The sequence below is a fragment of the Endozoicomonas atrinae genome (assembly GCF_001647025.1).
Lineage (GTDB): Bacteria > Pseudomonadota > Gammaproteobacteria > Pseudomonadales > Endozoicomonadaceae > Endozoicomonas > Endozoicomonas atrinae.
In genome coordinates this window covers 1-5,003 of the sequence record NZ_LUKQ02000325.1, presented here as the reverse complement: position 1 = coordinate 5,003, position 5,003 = coordinate 1, and the positions used below count along the sequence as shown (strand labels likewise).

General features: G+C 53.3%; 10 protein-coding genes. All 10 read left to right on the top strand.

From position 1 onward, the window contains the following. Positions 1–89: 89 nt before the first annotated feature. The 10 genes from AK963_RS25330 (at position 90) to AK963_RS25290 (ending at position 4,990) form a co-directional block, all read left to right on the top strand. The gene (locus AK963_RS25330; protein WP_066018160.1) at positions 90–389 is read left to right on the top strand and encodes a Ref family recombination enhancement nuclease; all 300 of its coding nucleotides are present in this window, start codon (positions 90–92) and stop codon (positions 387–389) included. A 20-nt stretch (positions 390–409) separates the two neighbouring features. Beyond that, on the top strand, positions 410–583 hold the full coding sequence (locus AK963_RS33635) for a hypothetical protein (protein ID WP_175404644.1): 174 nt from the start codon (positions 410–412) through the stop codon (positions 581–583). A gap of 80 nt (positions 584–663) precedes the next feature. Then, positions 664–1,191, top strand: coding sequence for a hypothetical protein (locus tag AK963_RS25325; RefSeq protein WP_066018159.1), 528 nt, complete (start codon positions 664–666; stop codon positions 1,189–1,191). Positions 1,192–1,282: 91 nt separating this feature from the next. Next, the gene (locus tag AK963_RS25320) at positions 1,283–1,525 is read left to right on the top strand and encodes a type II toxin-antitoxin system ParD family antitoxin (protein WP_066018158.1); all 243 of its coding nucleotides are present in this window, start codon (positions 1,283–1,285) and stop codon (positions 1,523–1,525) included. Beyond that, entirely contained in the window at positions 1,522–1,842 is a 321-nt protein-coding gene (locus AK963_RS25315) for a type II toxin-antitoxin system RelE/ParE family toxin (protein WP_066018157.1), read from the top strand. The genes AK963_RS25320 and AK963_RS25315 overlap by 4 nt, the downstream gene beginning before the upstream one ends. 141 nt (positions 1,843–1,983) lie before the next feature. Next, the gene (locus tag AK963_RS25310; protein ID WP_066018156.1) at positions 1,984–2,382 is read left to right on the top strand and encodes a M15 family metallopeptidase domain-containing protein; all 399 of its coding nucleotides are present in this window, start codon (positions 1,984–1,986) and stop codon (positions 2,380–2,382) included. Next, entirely contained in the window at positions 2,375–2,782 is a 408-nt protein-coding gene (locus AK963_RS25305; protein WP_066018155.1) for a 3TM-type holin, read from the top strand. Before AK963_RS25310 ends, AK963_RS25305 begins: the two co-directional genes overlap by 8 nt. Positions 2,783–2,784: 2 nt before the next feature. Continuing rightward, the gene (locus AK963_RS25300; protein ID WP_066018154.1) at positions 2,785–3,033 is read left to right on the top strand and encodes a hypothetical protein; all 249 of its coding nucleotides are present in this window, start codon (positions 2,785–2,787) and stop codon (positions 3,031–3,033) included. A gap of 2 nt (positions 3,034–3,035) precedes the next feature. Then, positions 3,036–3,395 (top strand): hypothetical protein, encoded by a 360-nt coding sequence (locus tag AK963_RS25295; RefSeq protein ID WP_066018153.1) that lies wholly within the window; start codon positions 3,036–3,038, stop codon positions 3,393–3,395. Beyond that, positions 3,371–4,990 (top strand): terminase large subunit, encoded by a 1,620-nt coding sequence (locus tag AK963_RS25290; protein ID WP_066018152.1) that lies wholly within the window; start codon positions 3,371–3,373, stop codon positions 4,988–4,990. The genes AK963_RS25295 and AK963_RS25290 overlap by 25 nt, the downstream gene beginning before the upstream one ends. The last annotated feature ends 13 nt before the right edge of the window (positions 4,991–5,003 follow it).

The window sequence follows — 5,003 nt, the reverse complement described above, 5'->3', positions numbered from 1 at the left end:
TCGTGAGATGACGCTGACCGAAGCCGCGTTTGTGCTGAAAATCAACCGGCGCTACCTGGCCCGTAAACTCAAGGCATGGCAGACGGCCTGTGACCCGCAGCGAGCGTGACTATCTGCAGGTGGTGGCTCAACTGGGCTGCATTGCCTGCCGGATTAATGGTCTGGCGGGTGTCCCGGCGGAAGTGCATCATCAGCGACAGGGGACGGGCATGGGACGCAGGGCCAGCCACTTTGACACCATGCCGTTGTGCCCGGGGCATCACCGGTTTTACGACGATGCCATTCATGTGAACGCCAGCCGATTTGTCCATCGATATGGGCAGGAGGAAGAGCTGGTGCGACAGACCCGAAGTGATGTGGAATTATACCGGCAGAGTTTTGTCGGTTAGCGGATTAGGGAGTATGAACCATGCAACCACCCAAGGGAGCCAGTGGCTTTTGGATGGGCACCTATTACAAGCTGGATAAGCACAACCGGCTCTATTACTGGGACGGTGAATGGCGGAGCAGCAGTCTCAAGGCGGACGAGTTTGTGAAGCAGATGTCAGCCAAAAAGTGCCGTTTCAACTTTCAGAACGATTAGCGGGGATGAGAGTGAACGATCACAACGAATCGTCAGGAAGTGAGGCTATCCCCGGTAAGTGAGTCAACAGGAGGACGGATATGTATCGGGCACTGGAGCAGGCACTGCTGCGCATCTTCGGGACGCCGGAGTTGATGATGAGTTCCGTCAGCTGGCATCGGGATATCAATTCTGGCTATCGGAAAACGGTCTCAGGCAGTGAGGCCAGTAGCCGGGATGAACGACTGGGGCATGATGGTCTCTGGCAGAGTCGGTTGCAACAGGGAATGACCCCGGAGTCACACGATGTTCTGGTCATCCGTTACAGTGACGATTACCCGAAACGGCTCATGGCCTGGCGGCGGATGCAGTCCCGGTTTCGCAGTGAGGAACGCCTGCCAAAACCCATTCGCAGCAATCCGGTGTTGCTGAGGCTCTGGCTGATGGTGGAACTGCAGCATCCTCAATTGAGATCCCGAAAGGGGCGGTTTGATATCACCGGCAAAAGTGAGCGGACGGTGTATCGCTGGAAGCAAGCATGCAATCGGGTGTGCAGTGAATGGATTACGCAGGCCGAAGATGAGGCTCAGTCCTTGCTGGAACAGGCGGGCAGTATCCGTTACGAGTAGGCGAATTGGGAGGGTTCTCGTAGGGTTGATGTTCTCGAAAGTACCAGATATTGGTATATACTGGTATTAATACGGGCTAAGGAAGAAGGTCATGTCCAGAAACACCAGTATCACCCTGGGGGATCATTTCGACGGCTTTATCGCCAGTCAAATAGAAAGTGGACGGTACGGATCGGCCAGTGAAGTCGTCAGGGCTGCACTTCGGCTGTTGGAGAACCGGGAAAACAAACTGACTATCCTGCGCAACCTGATAATAGAAGGGGAGCAGAGTGGAGCTGCCGATTACGATTATCAATCCCTGATTGATGAGGTAGATAGCGAACTGCCGGAATGAATACCTTCGAATTAACCCGGAAAGCCGTGAGCGACTTGAAGGATATTGCCCGGTACATAATCAAGCGATGGGGAAGACTGCAGAGGAACCATTATCTGAAGCAGTTGGATGATACTTTCCATCGGTTGGCCGAGAGTCCAATGACCGGCAAACCTTGTGACAACATTCGTCCAGGCTATCGAAAATTTCCCCAGGGAAGTCACATTGTATTTTATCGCCAGATAGGCCTGACCCATATACAAGTGGTTCGTATCCTGCACAAAAGTATGGATGTTGAACAGCATCTGACCACTGACCTTGACTCAAAATGTCAGTAAACGTACGGTAAAACTCTAGGTTGGGAAAGGTCCCAAAAATTGATTCTCCACATGCGTAAATCCTTCAAAGAAACCCGGCTCTCATTGCCGGGTTTTCTATGTTTGGCACCTCCAAACTGAACCACTAAAAAAAGGGACATCATGTTTCACTTTTCCGCTTCGTCCAGGCGACATTTGTCGACTTGTGATGAGCGGCTTCAGCGTGTCTTCAATAAAGTGATCGAGCACTACGACTGCACGATTATCTGTGGTCATCGAAGTGAAGCTGCCCAGACGCTGGCGTTTGAAAGTGGCAAGTCGGAATTGCAATGGCCTGACAGTAACCACAACGAGCTACCCAGTAAGGCGGTGGATGTGATGGCTTATCCCATCAACTGGTTCGATTATCAACGAGCGGCACACTTTGCCGGTTTTGTTCTGGGTATTGCCCAGGGGATGGGCATCAAACTGCGCTGGGGTGGTGACTGGGATCGGGATGGTGAAATCAGGGATCACCGGTTTAAGGATTACCCACACTTCGAGCTGGTGGACGATGATTAAACTGAACCCGATGGCAGGGGTAGCCAAAGAGCTGATGGGTGGACTTGATGCTTTGTTCACATCCGATGAAGAGCGGGCCAAAGCTGAATCCTCGTTGAATCATCAGTTGCAGCAACCCCATATCCTGCAGGCAATGGCCAACATTGAAGAAGCCAAACATCCCTCGGTCTTTGTCTCTGGCTGGCGGCCTGCACTGGGTTGGCTCTGTGTATTGATTCTGGCCTGGACCTGGATTGTTCGTGATGTAGTGATCATCGGTTTGATGCTTGTGGATAAAGCCCAAGTGGTTCAGCAGTTACCCACAGCGGACACCAGCACGGTGATTACTTTACTGCTTTGTTTGCTGGGCTTGGGAGGTGCCCGGACCTTGGAAAAGCTGAAGGGCGTGGCAAGGAGATAGCCATGGCAGACGAAGAACGGTTCAACCGGATCGAGCAGAAGCTGGATGGCATTACCCAGATCCTGCAGACCCTGGCCAAACACGATGAGCGCATGGTGAACCTTGCGCTTCGGGAAAAGCGCAGTGAAGAACGGCTGGACACCATTGAGAAAGCCGTGCTGAAGAACTCCACCATCAGCAGCGTGATTCAGTGGATCGCGGCCACCACCACGGCAGGCATCATCGCCTTTGCCATCAAGCAGTTTTTTTGACCATGGCCAACCACAGCAAATACAAGCTGGAAATGTGCGACCAGGTGAAGGCACTGATGAGCACCGGTTTAAGCCGGAAAGCGACCGCTACGGAGATGGGGATCAGCTACAACACATTTCTGTCGTACATCGATAAGCATGAGGAATTTGCTGAAGCTGTGACCCAGGCAGATGTGCTGGCGGAGGTGTTCTGGGAAGAGAAGTACATGCAGGGAGCGCTGGGTATGAACAAGGATGTCTCCCCCGCCATGCTGATCATGTACATGAAAAACCGTTACCACTGGCGGGATCGCCATGAGCAGACCGTGGTAGCGGAAAAGATACCGACGCTGGACGAATGGCTGGAAGAAAAGGACGGGTAGCTCCCGGTAAAAAGCCTGCCAGGGAGCGGCTGCTCACCGAGTTTACGTTCTATGCTCGCAAATGCCTGAAGATCCGCACCAAAAGCGCCAGAGTGATTCGCTTTCAGCTGAACAAGGCTCAGCGGTACCTGGACAGCCGGATCGAAGACCAGAGAAGGCGCACCGGCAAAGTAAGAATTGTGGTGCTTAAGGGCAGACAACAGGGCTGCTCCACCTATACTGAAGGCCGCTTTTACTGGCTGGTGAGCAATCGCAAGGGGTTGCGGGCTTATATCCTGACCCATGAAGCGGATGCCACCGCCAATCTGTTTGATATGGTGCAGCGGTATCACGACAATCAGCCCCCGTTTACCCAGAGGGATCTGAAGAATAAGAGCTCCAAACTGTTGGAGTTCTATCACGACTCCGGGTATCGGGTAGGCACCGCTGGCAATAAAGGAGCCGGTCGTTCATCCACGGCACAGCTGTTTCATGGATCGGAAGTGGCGTTCTGGCCCAATGCGGATGAACACCTGGCGGGTGTATTACAGGCAGTACCCAATGAAAATAATACCGAAGTTATTCTGGAAAGCACTGCTAATGGCGTCGGTGGTGTGTTTTATGATTATGTTATGGACGCTGATGCTGGGCGCGGTGATTTTGAACTGGTGTTTATACCTTGGTTCTGGCAGGACGAGTACCGCAGCGAAGTCCCCGCCGACTTCACGGCCGACACCGACGAACGATACCTGAAGCAGCAGTATGACCTGGATGATCAACAGCTCCAGTGGCGTCGCCAGAAAATCTATGAGCTGAAATCCGAAGACAAATTTAAACAGGAATACCCCTGCAATATCCAGGAGGCGTTTCTGTTTTCCGGTCGCCCGGTGTTTGATCCCAAACACACCGAAGCGGCCAAAGTCGAGTGTTACTCCCCAACCCAGTCCATTGAACTGACCCCCAACGGCATCAACCGGCACAAGCCGGGTTTGCTGCAGATCTGGGAGCATCCCAAACCTGCTACCCAGTATGTGGTGGGATCGGATGTGGCGGAAGGGCTGGCACCGGCCAATGACCAGCACAAGCACGGTGATTACTCAACCATCGACGTGTGTGACCGTGACGGCTATCAGGTGGCGCACTGGCATGGGCATGTAGCTCCGGACGATCTGGGCAAGATGCTTAATCACCTGGGGCGTTACTACCACAATGCCCTGATCGGCGTGGAGAGGAATAACCACGGTCTCACCACCCTGACCAAACTGAAAGACCTGAAGTACCCCAATCTCTACATGGAAACCACCGTGGACCAGCGAAGCCAGAAGCGCACCAAACGCCTCGGCTGGCAGACCACCACGAAATCCAAACCGTTAATGATCGACCACCTGGCAGCACTGCTGCGGGATGGTGAGAGTGGTATCTGCAACAAGGACACTGTTACTGAGTGCCAGACCTACGTCATCGAAGACAACGGCGCCACTAATGCCCAGGAAGGCTGCTTCGATGATCGGGTGATCAGCTACGCCATCGCCCAGCAGATGGTGCTCAAACTTCCACGACGGAAGATCAATATCAACGAGCTGAGGTATCGCTCGCCAGGAAAGTCAGCCTACTGATGGAACGGACAAT

Coding starts and splice junctions, on each gene's coding strand:
- AK963_RS33635 (WP_175404644.1), top strand. CDS start 410: ATGCAACCACCCAAGGGAGCCAGTGGCTTTTGGATGGGCACCTATTAC.
- AK963_RS25325 (WP_066018159.1), top strand. CDS start 664: ATGTATCGGGCACTGGAGCAGGCACTGCTGCGCATCTTCGGGACGCCG.
- AK963_RS25320 (WP_066018158.1), top strand. CDS start 1,283: ATGTCCAGAAACACCAGTATCACCCTGGGGGATCATTTCGACGGCTTT.
- AK963_RS25315 (WP_066018157.1), top strand. CDS start 1,522: ATGAATACCTTCGAATTAACCCGGAAAGCCGTGAGCGACTTGAAGGAT.
- AK963_RS25310 (WP_066018156.1), top strand. CDS start 1,984: ATGTTTCACTTTTCCGCTTCGTCCAGGCGACATTTGTCGACTTGTGAT.
- AK963_RS25305 (WP_066018155.1), top strand. CDS start 2,375: ATGATTAAACTGAACCCGATGGCAGGGGTAGCCAAAGAGCTGATGGGT.
- AK963_RS25300 (WP_066018154.1), top strand. CDS start 2,785: ATGGCAGACGAAGAACGGTTCAACCGGATCGAGCAGAAGCTGGATGGC.
- AK963_RS25295 (WP_066018153.1), top strand. CDS start 3,036: ATGGCCAACCACAGCAAATACAAGCTGGAAATGTGCGACCAGGTGAAG.
- AK963_RS25290 (WP_066018152.1), top strand. CDS start 3,371: ATGGCTGGAAGAAAAGGACGGGTAGCTCCCGGTAAAAAGCCTGCCAGG.